The following is an 18,465-nucleotide window of genomic DNA, read 5'->3' on the forward strand; positions in this document are numbered from 1 at the left end:
GTCTAGTCGTTCCCTATGAGCCAATTTTCAAACCCGTTTACCAAGGATCAACTTATACCGCAAGAAGAACGTCTTGAAATTCTGCGGACTAAAAAAGAGCTTTTCATTGGTATTCCCAAGGAAACCCAACACCAAGAAAAACGCATTTGCCTTACGCCAGATGCAGTAGCTGCTGTAACTGCTCATGGACATCGAATCCTCATGGAAAAAGGCGCTGGAAAGGGAAGTTCGTTTACCGACAAACAATATACTGACGCCGGAGCCGAGTTGACTACCGACACCGCCAAAGTCTTTTCCTGCCCCACCATTCTCAAGGTAGCACCGCCATCATTGGAGGAAATTAAACTTATTAAACCGCAATCCGTACTGATTTCTGCAGTGCAAATGAAAACGCGAAATAAGGCCTATTTTCAGAAATTGATGGACAAAAAGATCACTGCGCTGGCCTTTGAATTCATCATGGATGATCATGGCGCCTTTACCGCAGTGAATGCTTTAAGCGAAATTTCAGGGGTGGCCTCGGTACTAATTGCCTCTGAATTGTTATCCACAGGCGACAATCGTACCGGTCAATTGTTTGGAAATATCACTGGTGTACCGCCTGTTGATGTGGTGATCCTAGGTGCTGGAACTGTAGGCGAATTTGCTGCGCGTACTGCTTTAGGATTGGGAGCAAGCGTCAAGGTTTTTGATAACTCTATTTCAAAATTACGCAATGTTCAAACCAGAGTAAGTCAGCAGATTTATACCTCTACTATCCAACCCAAATACCTTTCTAAAGCTTTAATGCGATGTGATGTGGCTATAGGTGCGCTCGCGGGCGAAAACAGAGCACCCGTCGTTGTTTCTCAAACCATGGTGGAAAACATGAAACCTGGCGCTGTAATCATTGATGTAAGTATAGATATGGGTGGTTGTTTTGAAACCAGTGAAGTAACCTCACACGATCAACCCACTTTTGAAAAACTAGGCGTGACCCATTATTGCGTTCCTAATATTCCTTCCCGATATAGTAAAACGGCCTCTATTGCCTTGAGCAATATTTTCACACCTTACGTAATGAATATTGCTGATGATGGTGGTATCGAACACTCCATTAGAATGGATAAAGGTCTTAAATGTGGCATCTACCTCTATCATGGAATCGTGACCAATAAATCCGTAGGTGAATGGTTTAATTTGCCTTATAACGACGTAAATTTGCTGATCTTTTAGCAAAGAATATGAAATTTATTAAACGTTTGGGATTTTATGGTGTAGGATTCTCCATGGGAATGGTTTTTCTGATATTCTTCCTTACTGGAAAACGCGCGCAATGTACATGGTTACCGGAAGATCGAGTAATCAATGATATACGCAAGAAATCTATTCATTTTTCTCCAGAAATACGGACCATGTTAGCCAATCGAGAGATTGATACAGTGACCATCAAAAATATATTGATTGATGGTGAGATAGATTTTTCGAAATCTAACACAGACACTGTCCCATGCAATTTTTATCATATATCTGGGAAGAGAGAACTGAATAAAGTTAGCCTTTGGGTGCGTAATTGTGAAAGAACCGCCCGGGTAGAAAAAGTACTATCGAACAATTAGATCCCTCGACGCTTTATTTCCTGCTTGATCAATGCGAGTTCGCGACCAACTTGTCCTGCTACAGAGGTATTTTCTTGCGCGCGTCTGATCAAATAGGGCATCACATCCTTGATAGGTCCAAAAGGTAAAATCTTAAAAGTATTGTGTCCTAAGGCCGCCAAATTATAGGTGAGATTGTCACTCATACCATAAAGTTGCCCAAACCAGACATCTTGTGTATTTGGCTCCAAATCCTTTTCCTCCAAAATTTTCATGGCTTCCAGTGTGCTTTCTTCATTATGTGTTCCTATACATAATTTAATGACGTCTAATCGATCCAAAATAAAACGCATTACATTATTAAACATATCATCTGTATCTGCTTTGGTATCACAGATCGGACTGTCATAAGCCATTTTTGCAGCACGCTCGCGTTCTTTTTCCATATACGCACCACGTACAATTTTGGCGCCTATCATATAGCCATTGGCTTTAGCATCTTCGTATAAGTGCATCATATAATCCAGACGATCCTTGCGGTAACACTGAATGGTATTGTACACATAGACTTTTTCCCGATTGTAGCTAGACATCATTTCTTGGATCAAATCGTCTGCTGCATCTTGCATCCAGGTTTCCTCACCGTCAAAAAGGAGAGAAATACCACTATCAACCGCTGTTTTGCAAAGCAGATCTACCCTGTTGTAAATACGCTCCCACTCCAGCTCTTCTTCAGGTGTCAGGGGCTGTTTTTCACTTTTCTTTTGCCATAAGGCAAATCGACCAATTCCAGTAGGCTTAACTACTTCAAAAGGCAAGGCATTATTCTCACTGGCCATGTGAATTAAGGTAAGTTTTTTACCTACAACAGCATCAAAGTCCTCCTCATTTTCTTTACCTTCAACAGAATAATCTAGAATAGAACTCACCCCTTTTTCAAACATTTTCTCCACCAGCGGTATACACTCATCATCGGTAGTTCCTCCACAGAACTGATCAAAAACAGTATGTCGGACTAAGCCTTTGATGGGAAGATTCCATTTTAGCCCCAGCATCGTAGCTTTGGACCCCAGGTTCACCAACCATGGTTTACCCATCATGGTGAATATAAAATGTGCCTTTTTGAGTTCCTTATCCGATTTGAGAGAAAAGGCGTTTGTAGTATTGTCAAAAGGGTTTTGCTCCATAGCGCAAATATAATTGTTCAATCGTTTCACAATAGAATAGAACAACCTACTTTTGAACAAACTTAACAAGCCATTAAGAACTGTCTGGATGAGTCAAACTCCTGATCTCTGATAGGCAAACCCGATGGCCAAAGTATTCCCAACTAGACTTTTTATATGGATTCAATACACGGAGCAGATTACCAAATTCATTTTCAAGACAAGGCATTTGACGCCATGAATCAATTGGTGAAGAAATTACAGCCCAGTGTCATATTTATTTTGGTAGATGAGAATACCATGCAGCATTGCTATCCGGTCTTTATACCTTTCCTACAAACTGAAGCCCGTATAGAAGTCATAGAAATTGACGCCGGAGAGGAGCACAAAAATATCGACACCTGTACTGGCGTGTGGAATGCATTGATAGAATTAGGATGTGATCGTAATAGCTTGATAATCAACTTAGGAGGTGGTGTAATTACAGATCTAGGCGGATTTGTTGCCTCTACGATTAAGAGAGGTATCGAATTTATTCATGTGCCCACCACAGTATTAGGAATGGTGGATGCCGCAATTGGAGGTAAAAATGGGGTGGATTTAGGACACTTAAAAAATCAAGTGGGTGTGATCAATACGCCTGCCATGACTTTGGTTCACAGTATTTTTTTAAAGAGTTTACCAAAACGCCAGTTGATCAATGGTAGTATCGAAATGTTTAAACATGGTTTAATCGCAGATCGGGTATATTGGGAAAATATGTTGTCGCAAGGAGCCACTTTTGATTCAGAGACCTTTGAGCATTTGATCTATCAGAGTGTTCTTATTAAAAATGATGTAGTACAAAGCGACCTAAATGAAAATGGCGCTAGGAAATCATTGAACTTTGGTCATACCATAGGCCATGCGATAGAATCCTTTTGTCTGGCCAGTGATCGACACCCTGCTTTGCTCCATGGAGAGGCCATTGCTGCAGGACTATATTTAGAAAGTTTTCTAAGCCTGAAACAGGCGGGACTTTCCAAGGAGGAGTTTGACAGCATTGCTACTTGGTATAAAGGACTAGGATTATTACTGGCCTTTGATCAGCATGATATACTAGAAATACTGGGTTATATGACCCATGATAAAAAAAATATCAATGGACAAATCAGGTTTGTGCTGATCGCTCAAATAGGATCTTATGTCATCGATCAAATCATCCCAGAGACAGAGGTGATATCGGCATTTGACTTATTGAACAATTAGATAGCAACTAAGAATATCTTCTTACTTATTTTTTGAAAGTTGTATGAAAATATATACTTTCGATTAAACATTAAATGTTTTGGCAATGAGAAATGTAATTGTTGATTACAAGAAACTTACTCCTGAAGTGCTAGCCCTTCTGGTTGAAAAGTATCCTGATGGTTATGGCGATGATGACGTAATCACTTTTAAAAATCATAAATATGAAACCATTGAAGCGGTAGAAGTGGTGACTGAGGACACCAAGTATCTGGTCAAAATTTCAAAAAGGCTCTCCATGCAAATGGATGCCTTTGATGAGGATGACTACTCGGCCAAAGAAATGGATGATCCAGATGCGCTTCCTGAAATTACTCCCGAGGATGTTAAAAATGCCGAGGAAGAAGATGAATAAATCAAATGAACACAAAAAAACGCCAGGCAACAACCTGGCGTTTTTTATGGTTTCAAATAATTGAGGATTTAATTTTTATGCATGAAAGATTGCTTTGCGCGCAACTCTGTCTCCGACTCCACCACATCTTCATCTGGAACACAGCAGTCGACTGGGCAAACGGCAGCACATTGGGGCTCTTCGTGAAAACCAACACACTCAGTGCATTTATCAGGAACAATATAGTAAAACTCATCACTCACTGGTTCCTGGGTCTCATTGGCGTCCACTTCCTTTCCAGAAGGTAGCACTACATTTCCATCAAGATCAGTTCCATCGGCATAGCGCCAATCATCTGCCGCTTCATAGATTGCGGTATTCGGACATTCGGGCTCACAAGCGCCACAATTAATACACTCGTCGGTAATGATGATTGCCATAGCTTTTATTTACTTTTGTGCAAAAATAGTGCCTGGTGAATAGATTGTCAATTAATAGCTCGTTAAATGATCGTATTTCCGCTTTCGCGAAAGCGGGATCACTCCTATCCTTATACTTAGAAGGTCAACTAGGAAATGCAGAAAACAAGAATGCCAAATGGCAGGATGTCATTTCTAAAAAATTGTTGGAGGCCGAAGCTAAAAACAATTGGTTCACTCCAGATAACTTAAGGCATGCGCTGGAACAATGGTCTGCCGCACTTACTGAGGAAAACCTAAATAGTTGGCTGGAGCCTTATCATCTGAGCTCGATCACCCCTAAAACCATCAGCATTATTGCCGCAGGGAACATTCCGCTGGTAGCTTTTCATGATGTATTGTGTGTTGTTATAGCAGGTCATCACGCCCAGATTAAATACTCGACCAATGACGATGTGCTCTTGCCTATGTTGCTGGAAATGGCTACTGAGGCACTACCAGAATTAAATCAATCCTATTCCTTTGTCAAAGGTAAACTTGAACAACATGATGCTGTCATCGCCACAGGCAGTAACAATACAGCCAGATATTTTGAGCATTATTTTGGCGGAAAGCCAAATATCATCAGGAAAAACAGAAATAGCCTGGCGGTTTTGACAGGAGAAGAAACCCTGGAAGATATGCAGGCTTTGAGTCGAGATGTTTTTCAATATTTTGGATTGGGATGTCGCAGTGTGAGTCATATCAAAGTTCCCCATGGGTTCAATTTTGATCTGTTTTTCAATGGGATGTATGAGCAACGCGAACTCATCAAAAATGCTAAATATGTGAACAATTATGACTACAATAAAGCGGTGTATCTCATGAGTGAATTTGATTTGCTGGACAACGAATTTTTGTTGTTGAAGCAAGAAGATAGCTACTCCTCTCCTATTGCCAGTCTGGGATATAGTTATTATCAGGATCAAGATACGCTCCTAAAAGAATTGACCGAGAATGCCGAACAGCTGCAATGTGTTGTAGCCGGAGGTGAGATGGCCAATTCATTGGAAAGCGCTTTGGGAGTCATTCCAGCCCCTACTGTGGTGGATTTTGGAACTACCCAACAACCTGGACTTAAAGACTATGCCGATGGAGTGGATACGATGGCATTCTTGTTGACATTATCTTAAAAACCTTATGGCTTTGATAACATAAAAACCATGGGGGTTTTGCATTTTTGTAGTTCACCAGAAAAGCCGTTTCATGCTCAAGCACAATTTTAGCGCTGGACCTTGTGTCCTTCCTCAAGAAGTTTTCCAAAAAGCTGCACAGGCAGTTTTAAATTTTAATGATCTAAGTATACTCGAGATTTCACATCGCAGCAAGGATTTTGTCGCGGTAATGGAAAAAGCGCAACAATTGGCGCTGGAACATCTTGGACTTGAAAATAAAGGATACAAAGCCTTGTTTCTAGGCGGTGGTGCCAGTATGCAATTTTTAATGGTAGCCTACAATTTAATGGAGAATAAGGCGGCCTATCTCAACACGGGTACATGGAGCGCAAAAGCGATCAAAGAAGCCAAAATGTTTGGTGAAGTGATCGAAGTCGCCTCTTCCGCCAATGAAAATTATAACCACATCCCCAAAGGATATGTGATTCCTGAAGATGTGGATTACTTCCACTTTCAAACCAATAACACCATTTTCGGTACGCAAATTCAGTATACACCTGATGTATCGGTGCCCCTGGTATGTGATATGAGCAGTGATATCTTTTCGCGCAAGCGGGATTTTGCCAAATACGACTTGATTTACGCAGGAGCGCAAAAAAACATGGGTCCTGCAGGAACTACCTTAATTGTAGTCAAAGAGGATATCTTGGGACAAGTATCCCGACAAATACCATCTATGTTGGATTATAGGGTTCATATCTCCAAAGACTCTATGTTTAACACTCCTCCTGTTTTTCCTATCTATGTGAGCATGTTGACCTTGGAATGGTTGAAGGACAATGGCGGTGTTGAAGCCATTGAAAGCCTGAACAATAAGAAAGCCAGTTTGATCTACAATGAGATCGATCGCAATGAATTGTTCCAAGGTTTTGTGACGGACAAAGAAGATCGATCTGCAATGAATGCCACTTTTGTGCTTAAAGATGAGTCGATGGCACCTCAATTTGACCAACTTTGGAAAGATGCAGGGATCAACGGACTCAACGGACATCGATCTGTAGGAGGTTATCGAGCCAGCATGTATAACGCCCTAAGCCTGGAAAGTGTTGAAACTTTGGTCCAGGTCATGCAAGAATTTGAACAAAAAGCCTAACCTATCAACCACTGTAAAAACAGTCATCCATGAAAATATTAGCCAACGACGGAATATCTCAAAGCGGAATCGCCAAACTAGAAGCAGCTGGGCATGAAGTGATCACAACCAATGTCGCCCAAGAACAACTCCAGGATTATATCAATAAAAATGATATCGCTGTGCTACTGGTGAGATCAGCAACCACTGCTCGCAAAGACCTTATTGATAATTGTCCAACCTTGAAAATCATCGGTCGCGGAGGTGTAGGAATGGACAATATAGATGTCGCCTATGCTCGTGATAAAGGATTAAAGGTAATCAACACCCCTGCTGCCAGTAGTGCCAGTGTAGCCGAATTGGTATTTGCTCATTTGTATGGCGGAGTTAGATTTTTGTATGATGCCAACCGAAACATGCCTTTGGAAGGAGAAACCAATTTTAAAGGTTTAAAGAAACAATATGCCAAAGGGACTGAGCTGAGAGGAAAAACCTTAGGAATCATTGGTATAGGTCGAATTGGTCAAGAGGTTGCCAAAATTGCTGCTGGTGTTGGTATGAATGTTATAGCACATGACAGCTATGCAGCATCTGAGCCGGTAATATCCTGGGAACTTTTTGATGGACAGAAGATCGAGGTTAAAATACCGCTGGTGGAAAAGGATGAATTACTTCAAAACGCTGATTTTGTTACCTTACATGTTCCCGCACAGGATAAATACGTGATTGGTAAAGAAGAATTGGGCCAAATGAAAAATGGAGCGGCATTAGTCAATGCAGCGAGAGGTGGTGTAGTCGATGAAGTAGCCTTGGTCGAAGCCTTGGAAAACGAGCAAATCTCATTTGCCGCCTTGGATGTGTTTGAAAAAGAGCCCCAACCAGAAGTCGTCCTTCTCATGAACTCAAAATTATCCTTGAGCCCTCATATAGGTGCTGCCACCAATGAAGCCCAAGACCGTATAGGTACTGAGCTGGCCGATCAGATCATCCAGATTTTGGGGTGATTTGAATACAACTCCGTTGCTTCCATTTTACTGTGTTGAAATCTAACTGCATTTATAAGGCAAATGGATAGTAATGGAAGGTCTAATGATTTTGAAAAAGTCATCTACACCTATTTTTGAGTATGGGTTACCATGATATACGCGGCTTTGCGAAGCTAGCAATATTTCTTCACGATTACCCATCAAGTATTAGGTTGATATTGGGAAGCTGGCTGGTTGTTGTTACTGGTCTTGGATATTGGGTACTTGAACTTTCTGGTTGGCTACTCTATTTCTTCCACACCTTGTTCGTCTTGGGCTTAGGTTTGTTGGTTTGGGAATTGATTGATCGGCTGCGCTCCAACAATGACAAGACCAATCAACAGCTTTAATCTGTTCACTGGTACATTATTAAAAGCTTAACACAATGATATTTGTACCTACAATAGTTTTGTAGTTATGAAAACAGAACTTCACACCGCAGATTCTCGAGGCCATGCCGATCACGGTTGGTTGAACAGTTACCACAGTTTTAGCTTTGCCAATTATTATAATCCGCAGCGGATGAACTTCGGTGCTTTAAGGGTACTCAACGACGATACCGTCAATGGCGGAATGGGTTTTGGGGCACACCCACATGCCAATATGGAGATTGTCAGTATCCCGTTAGAAGGTGACCTCGAGCACCAAGACAGTACCGGTCGTAAGGCCATCATCAAAAATGGAGATATTCAGGTGATGAGCGCAGGTACGGGAATTACCCACAGCGAAAAGAACGCGAATAACGATAGGGAGGTGAAATTTCTTCAGATATGGATTATTCCCAACCGTCAACAGGTGGAGCCCAGGTATGACCAAATAACGCTAGACCCTAAAGATAGGCATAACCAATTACAGCAGATTTTATCTCCCCAGAAAGATGATGAAGGAGTGTGGATTCATCAAAATGCTTGGTTTCATTTGACCAATATGGATCAGGACCATAAGTTGACTTACGAAATAAAGCAAAAAGGCAATGGAGTCTACGCCTTTGTCATCAATGGTAAAGCTACGGTAGCAGGCGAACATTTGGGAATGCGAGATGCGTTGGCTATCACGGAAGTTGATACTTTTACACTTACCGCTTTATCTCATCAAACAGAAATGCTTTTGATGGAGGTACCGATGACAGTATAACCTTACTTATTGTCGGGTATAAACATAACCAGGTCCATCGCAAGCCATCCAATTGTTTTGTAGAGCATTTTGCTCATTGATATAAAAGGACTCCCATTTTTCTTTTCCAGAACAATTACCCACGATATCTGAATTTTGATCGTAGGATAATTCGATATGTTGTTCACTGGCATAGCTTTTCAATTCATACGTACCTGTCAATTCAATGCTTTGCCCTTGATCTTTGCGCAACCTTATAAAGGTACCGTCCGACCGAAACTTGTAAGTTTCTTCAAAAGGTAATTTATCACCCTTCAACTCACCGCCTGCTCTACCACCAATTATTTCATTAAGCGTGTAAATACCAGGCACTGCCTTTGAGGAAGTATCTGTATCGGCACCTTGGGAGCCACAACTATTTGCGAAGATCAAAACCAATATAAATAGATATCGTAACATAAATCAATTTTGTAGGGAAGGTACATTAAATAATAAAGATTCAAAAAGTGGTTGGTACAAGCTTTTGCGACCAAAGGGAAGCATGGATATGACCTCTGAAGTATGATCATAGCCTTTTTATTCTTAGAAGGGATCCGAAAAAAATTGTAACTTGAAAATTATTTATAATTTATATTTGACATGGCTTCTATTTTAGACCTACTACAATCTGATATGGGACAGACGCTGATCAACGGTGCTTCTCAGAAAACTGGTCAACCTTCAGATAAGACCGCAAATGTATTGTCACAGGCGATGCCTTTAATATTAGGTGCGATGCAACGCAATGCTAAAACTCCAGAAGGAGCAGCTTCATTAAACAATGCGCTCAACGACCCGCGACATAAGGGTGGTGATGTATTGAACATGCTGGGAGGTATTTTTGGAGACGGTGCGGGCAGTCCTGATCAATTGGAGCAAGATGGAGCGGGAATCCTGGGACATGTATTAGGAGCCAAACAACCGCAAGTTGAAAATGCGCTTTCCCAATCCAGTGGGATGGATATGGAAAGCGTGAGTAAAATAATCAAAATCGCTGCCCCTATCCTCATGGGTGTTTTGAGTAAACAGAAGCAGGAAAGTTCTACTGATTCCAGTGGTTTAGGGAGTATGTTAGGATCTGTATTAGGTCAATCCGGTACTCATGACCAATCTTTTATTGAAAGCATACTTGATGCAGATGGTGATGGTAGTGTTATTGATGATGTCGCTGGCATAGTGCTTGGAGGTGACAAGAAGAAAAAAGGAGGACTTGGAGGTCTTTTGGGAGGGATATTTGGCAAGTGATTGGGCGGACAACCTGAAAATTAAAGTCCTGGGGTCCAATTAAGATTGAATGGCACTAATGCCAACCAATGTTTTAATGATACTAATAGCCACACACCAATGTTATCCTTGCATTGAAATTAATTGGTTTGAAGGAACTTTTTCCTTTACTAATGGAAATCCCTCATTGAAAAGAACCGATGACTCATTGAACATTGCTGCCTATAATTAAAGGTAACATATTTGTGGCATGAAAAATTTAATCTATAGCATAATGGTTACCGCAATCTTTGTGGGTTGTGGTAGCGTGTCGTCACAAAAATCAAACTCTGCTGAGGCATCAGGTCAAGTCAATGATACCTTGCGAATTGCCAATGACAGTCTAGAGTATGAAGTCATCATCATTGAACCTGGGTTTTTCAGCTGGTTAGCCACCCAGCCTCCCAGAGGTTTTTACTCACAGAGCACCATGGAGATAGTCAACTCCAGAAAAGTCTTAATTTATAATTTAAGGTCGAGAAACCCGATACAGTTCGATCCTAATTTGTACCCTTTTCCTATAGATTATGAGCGTGATATAGATTATGGATATGAGGTCAACTATATGCTCTACAATTATTTTCTTTTCTTTGAACAACGCTATAATCAAAGGCTTCTCTAGCTTATTTTTGCGGTATGCAAAAACTAAAAAGACGCTGGGAAATTACCCAGAATTGGCAATTGATTTATATAGTGTTGGGAGTCCTGGGCCTTTTAGCCTGTGGTTTTTTTGTTGCCACAAAAATCATTCCTGGGTATTTTGAAGATGTAACTTACGAATATGTCTTTGTTCTTCTTACCAGCTTGATATTTGCTTATATATTTTATCGGTTATGTATATGGTTGTTTACCAAGCTTAAAAAGCGCTGGCAAGTCACGTACAGGTGGGAATTGATTGCCATATTCATTGTTTTTGCCGTAACAGGCTCTCTTTCTGCACGAATTTCAGGTCCTTTCATGGAATGGATCGGCATAAGTAGCGAGAATATGTCAGGCTGGTTCTTTTGGCCGATGCGGATTCTGATCATTTTTCCAATTTACCAAATTTTACTGTTGGCTATGGGTTGGTTGTTTGGACAGTTTGATTTTTTCTGGAGTTTTGAGAAAAAGATGCTATCCAGGTTCGGTTTGAAACTATAATGATCCGAAACATTTAAGGGGTAAAAGGCGATTCTTTAAGCGAACTCCTCTCAGCAATATCAGGCTTAATTATATTATTGGTAAAATAATATTAATAAAAGGTAAAATATTGAAATTAGACCATTGGTTTTTTGCATAATTTTCGGTAATTCGAAATAGTTATGAAAAACATTACCCTTTGCCTACTATCCCTTTTCGGGTTAATGAGTACAGCTCAAGTAGTTTACAGTGATCATTTTGACGGTAGTTCCCAAATCAGTTATGCTGCTCCGGGCTATAGCACAACAACAGGAAATAGCGTATTGACCTTTAGTGGAAATGGAACCGCTGGTGCCTTTGCTCCAGTCATTTATTCCATGGGCAGTAGCATTGATATTGCTTCTAGTCCTAAATTGTTTATCCGTGTAAAAAGTAGTACTAGTGTCGATTTGCGTATTGACTTACAAGACCAAACTGGATACGTGACAAATTTGAACTCCTCAAGTGTACAAGCCACATCTACTTATCAAGAATTTGAGATAAATTATACTGGAAAGTTGCAGGATGGTGGTTACGGTGGTCCTTGTTCCTCATCTATGGCTCCATGTGCAGTTGACAGTTCGAATATTACCGACCTCGTATTTTTTGTTAACGCTGCCCAAGGAGGATTTAACGGTAATATCGAGATAGATTGGATATCTTTTGGAGAATCTTTAAATGGGCCTGCTCCTACCCGAACTCACTATGCACGATATAATCAAATTGGATACTTTACTGGTCAGCCTAAAACCATTAGCCTGGTATATGACACTCAGCTGCCATCTATAGATTATGATGTATTTGACGCCTCTGGAACTAGCCTATTAAGTGGAACAACTTCAGGATCTAGTTATTGGTCTGAAGCCAGATTTTATGTTACTCAAATTGACATCAGTGGTATCGACACACCGGGTGATTATCGATTTGTCACCGCAGAAGAGGATGTGACTTTTACGGTGGCCGAACAACCATATTTAGCATTGTCCGAAGCGGCGTTAAAATATTATTATTTCAACCGTGCATCGACTGCTATTACCACAACACACGGCGGGCAATATGCTAGACCGTTTGGCCTTCCCGATACACAGGTTCGTATACATTCCTCTGCTGCAGATGGTTCAAGACAGACCGGCGATATCATATCCAGCCCAGGAGGATGGTATGATGCGGGTGACTATAACAAATATGTTGTTAATAGTGGTATCAGTACATATACGCTATTGGCTTCTTACGAGCACTACCCAGCCTTTCATACCAATTACGACATCAACATTCCTGAATCAGGAGACAGTATGCCAGACGTACTAGATGAAGCGGCTTATAACATTGATTGGATGTTGACCATGCAGGACCTGGATGGAGGTGTTTATCACAAGTTGACTGGATTGAATTTTTCTGGTATCATTATGCCCGATGCATATAACTTGAACAGGTACGTCGTTCAAAAAACAACAGCTGCTACACTTAATTTTGCAGCAGTGATGGCACAGGCTTCACGAATCTATGCAGCGTTTCCGAACGAAAAACCTGGTTACAGTGCAATTTTACAGCAAGCGGCGGAAAACGCATACACCTGGGCCAAGAACAATCCTACCACTTATTACAACCAGCCTAGTGATGTTACTACCGGACAATATGGTGATGGTAACATGACTGATGAATTCTTTTGGGCGGCCTGCGAATTGTTTATTACTACTGGACAATCCCAGTATTTGAATGACATTGATTTAAATGATGCCAACGGTAGTGTACCAGGCTGGCCGAATGTGGCTACTTTGGGGATGTATTCCTTATTGACCAACTCTGCTACGGTAGGAAGTTCGGTGAACTTATCTTTGGTTGGCTCTAAATTGACTACCCAAGCCAATAGCATTCGATCCAGGATCAATAATTCGGTAATGGAGATCGGTATGGGAAGTCAGGATTATTTCTGGGGAAGTAATGGAGGTGCTGCTAATCAGATCATGCTGTTGCTTAATGCCTATCAATATACTAATGACAATTCCTATTTGAGTGCCGCATATAAAGGAATGGACTACCTGTTGGGAAGAAATGGTACCGGATATTGTATGGTCACTGGTTTTGGTGATCAACGAGTTTTAGCACCACACCATCGAATCTCTGAGGCGGACGCCATCGCCGACCCTGTTCCTGGTATGCTGGCCGGAGGGCCACATTCACTTCAACCAGATGGTTGTAATTACCCTTCTACCGCTCCAGCCAGATCGTATTCTGACACTTGGTGTTCTTATAGTACCAATGAAGTAACCATCAACTGGAATGCGCCTTTGTTTTACACAAGTAGCGCCCTGGAATACCATCAGACCTTAGCAACCCTTTCCACGGATCAAGCAGTTTTTGAAGAAAGATTTTTTAAGATATATCCTAATCCAGTTGGTCAAACGTTGCATTTCAAATCAAACCATAGCGATGTTTCACCTACCATTGAAATCTTTCAATTAAATAGTTCTAAGGTGAGAGAGGTGAAGATCGATACCATTGATTCAACTATTGACGTAAGCAATCTAACCCCAGGAATGTATATCATCAAAGCAAAATATGGTGACGAGCAATATGTGGAAAAACTTATCAAGCATTAGCCTCTTGATGAACTTGTGAAAGCAATATTTATTTGAATTTTCCAACCACCATTAACCCGATTCTTTTGAATTGGGTTTTTTTGTGAAAAATTTTGAAAACCGATTAAAAGATCGAGCGCCGTTTATGCTATCCAAGACAGAACTACCGATTTCTAGCAATAGACCAACTGAGTTTTATACCGCTAGAAAGGAGTTAATATTTAGGAAGTCCGTAACTTTATAGCTTTAAATCAGCATAATGAAGCTCCGTTACCTTTTTTACACCATATTACTAGTTTTAACTGCCTGTAGTCCAACCCAGAATACAGTGGTCAATCCTACCCCATTTCAAGGGATTAAGTCCATAAAGACAACGGTTTATAAAGCTTCTGGTACGGAGAATCGTTTTGTCAAAGAGGAGCCTACTGATGAATATGAGTATGCCGAGAATGAAATTCGCGAATTTGACCTTAGTGGTCATTTATTAAAACATCGTAGCAATCGTCCTGATGGAAGCCTGCTTTCAGAAAAAGGATATCGTTATAATGAAAATACTGGGAAAAAAGAGCTCATTTATACCATGTCCTCTCCCCTGGATAGCCTTACCTATACCTACACTTATAGATTAGATGGTCAGCCCAAAGCGCGTCAGGAACGTAAACGCGGAGAAATCATGGTTTCTACTGATTTCCAATATGATGATGAGGCTAGATTGATTGAGGAAAAATCTTTTGATTTGGTGACCACCGACTATCATACCATTGCTTATGCTTACCCTAACGATACGAAAACGGTAGAGACACATTTTGATGATAACAACCGGTTGCAAAAAACTACCATCAAAGTGATCAGTGACAACGGTAAAACCGAAGAAATTACAGAGTACAATGCCGAAAACAACCCTGTAAAGACTTGGACTTACTACCGAAATGCACTTGCCCAATTGGTAAGAAAAACAACTTACAACCATGCGACTGATGACTTCACGGACACTTCCTTTACTTACAACGATAATGGCTTTGAAGCAGAGCGAGTGGTGTTTAAGTCTGCTGAAGAAGGTTTTCATACTTATACTTATGGTTACCAAAACAGCAGCCGAGGGGACTGGATTCAAAAAACAGTAGCCTTAGACGGCGAGCCTGCCTATCTGATTCAGCGCAGCATCGAGTTTTATCCTAACCTCCAATAACTGACGCAATCATTCTACCTCATGGACAACAATGATATTTTAAGAAGATTGCGCTACATTCTAGACATGGGTGATGATGCCATGATGGACATTTATGCAAAAGGAGGCGAACCAGTATCCAGATCCGAGGTAAGTGACTGGTTAAAGCCTGAAGACCACGAGCAATACGATATCGTAATCGATGAAAACCTGGCTACCTTTCTCAACGGACTGATCGTTCATCACCGCGGAAAGAAAAATGGTCAAACTCCGATTGCCGAAACAGTACTTGACAATAATATGATCCTCCGCAAGCTGAAGATTGCTTTCAACTTCAAATCCCATGAAATTGTTCATTTGATCAAAAAAGGCGGGCAAGAGATTACAGAATCTGAGCTAAGTGCTTTTTTCCGTAATCCCAAACACCCTAAATACGTTGCACTTAATGATCAATACTTGCGCAAATTCCTAAAGGGCTTCCAGTTACAGCGCAAAGGACAACGTCTTTGGGAAGAAAAACAGAAAAAAGGATCCTAATCATCATGTCTCTTTCTTCCAGAATCCTATTTGAAGACAACCACCTGATTGCCATCAATAAACATGCAGGCGATCTGGTTCAAGGTGACCGTACTGGTGATACTACCCTACCCGATGTATTGAAGACCTATATCGCCAAAAAATACGATAAACCTGGTGCTGTATATTTAGGGGTAATTCATCGTTTAGATCGTCCTACCAGCGGAGTCGTGATATTTGCTCGAACGTCCAAAGCGCTGCCCAGGATGAATAAACTTTTTGCCGATCATAAAACCGAAAAGACCTATTGGGCGATAATAGAAGGGAAACCACCGCTGGAATCTGACCGATTGGTGCACTACCTTAAGCGCAACCCAAAACAAAACAAAAGTTACGCTCACGATCACGAGATTCCCTCTTCAAAAAAAGCCATTCTAAACTATCGATTGCTTCAGCAGTTGGATAGATATAGCTTATTGGAGATCAAATTGGAAACAGGAAGACATCACCAGATCAGAACCCAACTGGCAAAGATTGGCTGTGTGATTAAGGGAGACTTGAAATATGGTGCCAAACGCAGTAATACAGACGGTAGCATTCATTTGCACGCCCGAAGCTTAAAATTTGAACATCCGGTGCGCAAAGAACCTGTAGAAATCATTGCGCCTGTCAATGAAAAAGATACGCTTTGGAGAAGTATTTCAATTTAAATGAATACTTTATTTAAACATTCATAATGAACTATATTTCATTTATTTAAATACTTTTCTAAAACAACACATGCATTTACATCGCCAAAACCAAAACTAGCTTTAATAAGCTTGTTGATCTCCATGGAATGGCTTTTCATCGGTACACAATCAGGATGGATCAAATCAGCGATTTCTGGTTTGAGATGACTGATGTTTGTGTTTCCGTAAAAAAATTGTCGGTCTATTTGCAAGACGGCACCTACCAGTTCTATACTTCCTGCCGCAGCCAAACAATGTCCAATGGTGGATTTAAAACTATTGATTGTCGGGAAATCCTTTCCAGTGCGTCCCAAAGCGGCGCACCAGGCTGCAATCTCTGCATCATCCTTTCCTGTGGCCGTAAGATGTCCATTGACGACATCAATATTTTTTGGCGAACAGGCGGCGTTTTGTAAAGCCAATTCAATACACGCGCGGACTGCCTGAGCATTGGGAGCTGTCATACTGCCATTGGATCGTTGTCCGCCAGAATTTAAAGCACCACCCTTGACCTCTGCATAGATATGAGCACCACGCTCTAGGGCAAGATCCAGTCTTTCTAGTACCAAAGCTCCTGCGCCACTTCCTGGTGCAAAACCAGCTGCATCATTGGAAAAAGGTCTGCTGGCTTGGCTCGGAGTATAATTATATCTGGTGACTAAAACCCTCATCGCGTCAAACCCTCCCCAGATATAAGGTCCAGAATCACTTGTAGCACCTACAATCATTCTGGATGCCCTTCCCGCTTTTATGCGTTCGTACCCCATCAATAAAGCCTCGGTACCTGTGCAACAAGCGCTAGAATTAGAAGTAATTTGATTACCACAGCCCAGTTCGCCAGCCAGCCATGCGCTGATACCACTGGTCATGGTTTGGATCACACTATTACTTCCCAATCGCCTTACCTTACCTTGATCAATTAAATGAATAGCCTCTCTAAATTTATGACCTCCACTTTGCCCAGTTCCAAAAACAATACCTATTTCCCAAAGCGGTTGATCGGGTCCAGCTGGTGTTAAACCTGCATCAGCAAAAGCTTCCTTACCTGCAATCACACCATATACGAGACCAGTGGCATGAAGTCCTCGCAATTGCAGCGGGCTAAAATATTGGGCGATCAGGTCTTCGGTCAATGGTGGGGTTCCGGAGACTTGGCAGGCAAATTGTAAATCCGCAAGCTCCTGGTCCTGTTTGATTCCAGAGGTTTGCTCCGTTAACGCTTTCGCGAAAGCGGGAACACCCACTCCATTCGGAGCAACCACCCCCAAGCCCGTCACCACAACCCTGGCCTCATTTACATCCATTATTATTGTTTTTCAGTCTTCCAGAAAATTTGATATCTCCCCTAGATTATTCTTCTTTCTGAGCAAGCATTATACCGCTCATCCACCCTTCTGCCACTTTATCCTCGTGCTCATCGAGCATTTGCACAATTACTTTTAGTTTGTTGAATCTAAAGTATTCTTTTTTAGCACTTACAATGACAGTGGTATTGGGAGGGACAGTTTTAAGGAAACGTATGTGATTTTCAGTAAAGGCAACGCCTTTTTGACTCCCTTCAACCAAATGACTCCCTAAACAGGCAAGTCCGATCTGAGCCATGCATTCGGTAAGCAAAACACCTGGTGTGATCGGCTCATCCTTAAAATGATGCTGATAAAAATAGGCGTCACTACGGAAGGTGTAAATCCCTACCACACTTTCTTCATCGACCTCCAGCAGGCGATCTACGAACTTAAAACCTTCACCATAGGGCAAATTGGCCACGATACGTTCAAGATAATCTAAAATCATAATTTATGTA

The 18,465-nt window shown here is 41.3% G+C and carries 20 protein-coding genes; 15 read left to right on the forward strand and 5 right to left on the reverse strand.

Annotated features, from left to right (window positions below; translation table 11 throughout):
• Window positions 1–15 precede the first annotated feature (15 nt).
• Together EGM47_RS08650 and EGM47_RS08655 are read left to right on the forward strand one after the other, a co-directional pair.
• Window positions 16–1,215 (forward strand): alanine dehydrogenase, encoded by a 1,200-nt coding sequence (locus EGM47_RS08650; protein WP_124980412.1) that lies wholly within the window; start codon window positions 16–18, stop codon window positions 1,213–1,215.
• A gap of 8 nt (window positions 1,216–1,223) precedes the next feature.
• Window positions 1,224–1,598, forward strand: coding sequence for a DUF4258 domain-containing protein (locus EGM47_RS08655; RefSeq protein WP_124980413.1), 375 nt, complete (start codon window positions 1,224–1,226; stop codon window positions 1,596–1,598).
• Here EGM47_RS08655 and EGM47_RS08660 read toward each other — a convergent pair.
• Window positions 1,595–2,764, reverse strand: a complete 1,170-nt coding sequence (locus EGM47_RS08660; protein WP_124980414.1) for a proline dehydrogenase family protein — start codon at window positions 2,762–2,764, stop codon at window positions 1,595–1,597. The two genes, EGM47_RS08655 and EGM47_RS08660, sit on opposite strands and share 4 nt — an antisense overlap.
• A gap of 156 nt (window positions 2,765–2,920) precedes the next feature.
• Between EGM47_RS08660 and aroB the strand changes: the two genes are divergently transcribed.
• On the forward strand, window positions 2,921–3,991 hold the full coding sequence (gene aroB, locus EGM47_RS08665) for a 3-dehydroquinate synthase (RefSeq protein WP_124980415.1): 1,071 nt from the start codon (window positions 2,921–2,923) through the stop codon (window positions 3,989–3,991).
• A gap of 85 nt (window positions 3,992–4,076) precedes the next feature.
• The gene (locus EGM47_RS08670; RefSeq protein ID WP_124980416.1) at window positions 4,077–4,385 is read left to right on the forward strand and encodes a hypothetical protein; all 309 of its coding nucleotides are present in this window, start codon (window positions 4,077–4,079) and stop codon (window positions 4,383–4,385) included.
• A 68-nt stretch (window positions 4,386–4,453) separates the two neighbouring features.
• On the opposite strand, the gene EGM47_RS08675 is transcribed toward EGM47_RS08670, so the two are convergent.
• The gene (locus tag EGM47_RS08675) at window positions 4,454–4,804 is read right to left on the reverse strand and encodes a 4Fe-4S binding protein (protein WP_124980417.1); all 351 of its coding nucleotides are present in this window, start codon (window positions 4,802–4,804) and stop codon (window positions 4,454–4,456) included.
• Between the two features lie 35 nt (window positions 4,805–4,839).
• Between EGM47_RS08675 and EGM47_RS08680 the strand changes: the two genes are divergently transcribed.
• The 4 genes from EGM47_RS08680 to EGM47_RS08700 all read left to right on the forward strand — a co-directional run bounded on the left by EGM47_RS08680 (window position 4,840) and on the right by EGM47_RS08700 (window position 9,228).
• Window positions 4,840–5,955 carry an acyl-CoA reductase gene (locus EGM47_RS08680; protein ID WP_124980418.1) on the forward strand — a complete coding sequence of 372 codons (1,116 nt, stop codon included), beginning with the start codon at window positions 4,840–4,842 and terminating at the stop codon, window positions 5,953–5,955.
• A gap of 73 nt (window positions 5,956–6,028) precedes the next feature.
• Window positions 6,029–7,090: a 3-phosphoserine/phosphohydroxythreonine transaminase gene (gene serC, locus EGM47_RS08685; protein ID WP_124980419.1), complete on the forward strand. Its 1,062-nt coding sequence runs from the start codon at window positions 6,029–6,031 to the stop codon at window positions 7,088–7,090.
• A gap of 29 nt (window positions 7,091–7,119) precedes the next feature.
• Window positions 7,120–8,073 carry a D-2-hydroxyacid dehydrogenase gene (locus EGM47_RS08690; protein WP_124980420.1) on the forward strand — a complete coding sequence of 318 codons (954 nt, stop codon included), beginning with the start codon at window positions 7,120–7,122 and terminating at the stop codon, window positions 8,071–8,073.
• A 438-nt stretch (window positions 8,074–8,511) separates the two neighbouring features.
• A complete protein-coding gene (locus tag EGM47_RS08700) occupies window positions 8,512–9,228 on the forward strand; it encodes a pirin family protein (RefSeq protein WP_124980422.1) in 717 nt (238 codons plus the stop codon).
• A 6-nt stretch (window positions 9,229–9,234) separates the two neighbouring features.
• On the opposite strand, the gene EGM47_RS08705 is transcribed toward EGM47_RS08700, so the two are convergent.
• Window positions 9,235–9,666 (reverse strand): hypothetical protein, encoded by a 432-nt coding sequence (locus tag EGM47_RS08705; protein WP_124980423.1) that lies wholly within the window; start codon window positions 9,664–9,666, stop codon window positions 9,235–9,237.
• Between the two features lie 180 nt (window positions 9,667–9,846).
• Here EGM47_RS08705 and EGM47_RS08710 point away from each other — a divergent pair, with 180 nt between their 5' ends.
• From EGM47_RS08710 to EGM47_RS08740, 7 genes are all read left to right on the forward strand, one after another.
• Window positions 9,847–10,491: a DUF937 domain-containing protein gene (locus EGM47_RS08710; protein ID WP_124980424.1), complete on the forward strand. Its 645-nt coding sequence runs from the start codon at window positions 9,847–9,849 to the stop codon at window positions 10,489–10,491.
• 229 nt (window positions 10,492–10,720) lie between these two features.
• Window positions 10,721–11,131: a DUF6146 family protein gene (locus EGM47_RS08715; protein WP_124980425.1), complete on the forward strand. Its 411-nt coding sequence runs from the start codon at window positions 10,721–10,723 to the stop codon at window positions 11,129–11,131.
• A gap of 14 nt (window positions 11,132–11,145) precedes the next feature.
• A complete protein-coding gene (locus tag EGM47_RS08720; protein ID WP_124980426.1) occupies window positions 11,146–11,649 on the forward strand; it encodes a DUF6787 family protein in 504 nt (167 codons plus the stop codon).
• 161 nt (window positions 11,650–11,810) lie between these two features.
• Window positions 11,811–14,267 carry a glycoside hydrolase family 9 protein gene (locus EGM47_RS08725; protein WP_124980427.1) on the forward strand — a complete coding sequence of 819 codons (2,457 nt, stop codon included), beginning with the start codon at window positions 11,811–11,813 and terminating at the stop codon, window positions 14,265–14,267.
• 238 nt (window positions 14,268–14,505) lie between these two features.
• Window positions 14,506–15,435, forward strand: coding sequence for a hypothetical protein (locus EGM47_RS08730; protein WP_124980428.1), 930 nt, complete (start codon window positions 14,506–14,508; stop codon window positions 15,433–15,435).
• Window positions 15,436–15,456: 21 nt separating this feature from the next.
• A complete protein-coding gene (locus tag EGM47_RS08735; protein ID WP_124980429.1) occupies window positions 15,457–15,951 on the forward strand; it encodes a YehS family protein in 495 nt (164 codons plus the stop codon).
• A 5-nt stretch (window positions 15,952–15,956) separates the two neighbouring features.
• A complete protein-coding gene (locus tag EGM47_RS08740) occupies window positions 15,957–16,640 on the forward strand; it encodes an RluA family pseudouridine synthase (protein ID WP_124980430.1) in 684 nt (227 codons plus the stop codon).
• Between the two features lie 38 nt (window positions 16,641–16,678).
• On the opposite strand, the gene EGM47_RS08745 is transcribed toward EGM47_RS08740, so the two are convergent.
• Together EGM47_RS08745 and EGM47_RS08750 are read right to left on the reverse strand one after the other, a co-directional pair.
• A complete protein-coding gene (locus EGM47_RS08745) occupies window positions 16,679–17,965 on the reverse strand; it encodes a beta-ketoacyl-[acyl-carrier-protein] synthase family protein (RefSeq protein ID WP_124980431.1) in 1,287 nt (428 codons plus the stop codon).
• A gap of 46 nt (window positions 17,966–18,011) precedes the next feature.
• Window positions 18,012–18,455, reverse strand: coding sequence for a 3-hydroxyacyl-ACP dehydratase FabZ family protein (locus EGM47_RS08750; protein WP_124980432.1), 444 nt, complete (start codon window positions 18,453–18,455; stop codon window positions 18,012–18,014).
• Between the last annotated feature and the right edge of the window lie 10 nt (window positions 18,456–18,465).

It is taken from the genome of Nonlabens xiamenensis (genome assembly GCF_003865345.1).
GTDB classification, from domain to species: Bacteria; Bacteroidota; Bacteroidia; order Flavobacteriales; family Flavobacteriaceae; genus Nonlabens; species Nonlabens xiamenensis.

Coding starts and splice junctions, on each gene's coding strand:
- EGM47_RS08650 (WP_124980412.1), top strand. CDS start 16: ATGAGCCAATTTTCAAACCCGTTTACCAAGGATCAACTTATACCGCAA.
- EGM47_RS08655 (WP_124980413.1), top strand. CDS start 1,224: ATGAAATTTATTAAACGTTTGGGATTTTATGGTGTAGGATTCTCCATG.
- EGM47_RS08660 (WP_124980414.1), bottom strand. CDS start 2,764: ATGGAGCAAAACCCTTTTGACAATACTACAAACGCCTTTTCTCTCAAA.
- aroB (WP_124980415.1), top strand. CDS start 2,921: ATGGATTCAATACACGGAGCAGATTACCAAATTCATTTTCAAGACAAG.
- EGM47_RS08670 (WP_124980416.1), top strand. CDS start 4,077: ATGAGAAATGTAATTGTTGATTACAAGAAACTTACTCCTGAAGTGCTA.
- EGM47_RS08675 (WP_124980417.1), bottom strand. CDS start 4,804: ATGGCAATCATCATTACCGACGAGTGTATTAATTGTGGCGCTTGTGAG.
- serC (WP_124980419.1), top strand. CDS start 6,029: ATGCTCAAGCACAATTTTAGCGCTGGACCTTGTGTCCTTCCTCAAGAA.
- EGM47_RS08690 (WP_124980420.1), top strand. CDS start 7,120: ATGAAAATATTAGCCAACGACGGAATATCTCAAAGCGGAATCGCCAAA.
- EGM47_RS08700 (WP_124980422.1), top strand. CDS start 8,512: ATGAAAACAGAACTTCACACCGCAGATTCTCGAGGCCATGCCGATCAC.
- EGM47_RS08705 (WP_124980423.1), bottom strand. CDS start 9,666: ATGTTACGATATCTATTTATATTGGTTTTGATCTTCGCAAATAGTTGT.
- EGM47_RS08710 (WP_124980424.1), top strand. CDS start 9,847: ATGGCTTCTATTTTAGACCTACTACAATCTGATATGGGACAGACGCTG.
- EGM47_RS08715 (WP_124980425.1), top strand. CDS start 10,721: ATGAAAAATTTAATCTATAGCATAATGGTTACCGCAATCTTTGTGGGT.
- EGM47_RS08720 (WP_124980426.1), top strand. CDS start 11,146: ATGCAAAAACTAAAAAGACGCTGGGAAATTACCCAGAATTGGCAATTG.
- EGM47_RS08725 (WP_124980427.1), top strand. CDS start 11,811: ATGAAAAACATTACCCTTTGCCTACTATCCCTTTTCGGGTTAATGAGT.
- EGM47_RS08730 (WP_124980428.1), top strand. CDS start 14,506: ATGAAGCTCCGTTACCTTTTTTACACCATATTACTAGTTTTAACTGCC.
- EGM47_RS08735 (WP_124980429.1), top strand. CDS start 15,457: ATGGACAACAATGATATTTTAAGAAGATTGCGCTACATTCTAGACATG.
- EGM47_RS08740 (WP_124980430.1), top strand. CDS start 15,957: ATGTCTCTTTCTTCCAGAATCCTATTTGAAGACAACCACCTGATTGCC.
- EGM47_RS08745 (WP_124980431.1), bottom strand. CDS start 17,965: ATGGATGTAAATGAGGCCAGGGTTGTGGTGACGGGCTTGGGGGTGGTT.
- EGM47_RS08750 (WP_124980432.1), bottom strand. CDS start 18,455: ATGATTTTAGATTATCTTGAACGTATCGTGGCCAATTTGCCCTATGGT.